Below are 1,034 nucleotides of genomic sequence, written 5' to 3' on the forward strand. Positions count from 1 at the left end.
GACTACGCCGCGGACCTCGGCGAGCACCGCCAGCGGCGGGACGGTCTGCAGCTCGCCCCACTGGTCGCCGAGGTCGCGGAACAGCGCGGCGGCGCGGCCCCCGGCGTCGGCGATCTCGGCGAGGCCGCCGTCGTTCATCGCGTGCATGGCGCGCAGGGCGAGGGCGGCGGCGGTCCCCCACCGGTCGCCCGTCTCGGTGAACAGCTCCTGCGCGCGCGCGTTCGCCTCGCGGCTCGCGTCCGCGCGTCCGGCGTGGAACAGCGCGTACGCGTACAGCCAGACGGCCCGCCCGCAGCCGCGCGGCTCGGCCGTCGCGGTGTGGTCGCCGGTGAGCAGTGCGAACGCGGTGTGGAACAGGCCGCCGGGCGCGTGCTCGGCGAGGACGCCCCGGGCCTCGTGGAAGCGCCCGCGCAGCAGCCACCACCAGGTCAGCGCGGCCGTCAGCCGGGCCGCGCCGTCCGGGGACGCCTCCTCCAGCGCGGCGCGCAGGTTCGCGGCGTCGGCGTCCAGGCGGGCGAGCCACGCGCGCTGGCCGCCGTCGCGCAGCCGGGGCTCGGCCGCCTCGGCGAGCGCGAGGTAGTGGCGCAGGTGCCGGTCGCGGGTCGCGGCGAGGTCCTCGGCCTCGTCCAGGCGCTCCAGGGCGTACGCGGCGACCGACTCCAGCAGCCGGTAGCGCGGCCCGTCCGGGCCCTCGGCCATGACGACCAGCGAGCGGTCCACCAGCCGGGCCAGCAGGTCGGGGACCCGAGCGGCGGTCACCTCGCCGCCAGCGCAGACCTCCCGCGCGGCGGCGAGCGTGCAGCCGTCGGCGTGCACCGCCAGCCGGCGCAGCAGCGTCCGCTCGGGGACGCTCAGCAGGTCCCAGCTCCAGTCGATGACCGCGCGCAGCGTCTGCTGCCGGACGGGTTCGGCGCGGCGGCCCGACACCAGCAGCCCGAACCGGTCGTCGAGCCCGGCGGCGAGCTGCCGCACGCCCATCGCGCGGACCCGGGTCGCGGCCAGTTCGAGCGCGAGGGGCAGCCCGTCCAGGCGGC

General features: G+C 78.8%; 1 protein-coding gene. It reads right to left on the reverse strand.

The genetic code is table 11. The features are described 5' to 3' along the window. Nucleotides 1–1,034, reverse strand: a 1,034-nt coding sequence (locus tag AB0J52_RS42110; RefSeq protein ID WP_500188925.1) for an ATP-binding protein, incomplete at both ends; no start/stop codon positions are given.

Source organism: Spirillospora sp. NPDC049652 (assembly GCF_040675125.1).
Lineage (GTDB): Bacteria > Actinomycetota > Actinomycetes > Streptosporangiales > Streptosporangiaceae > Spirillospora.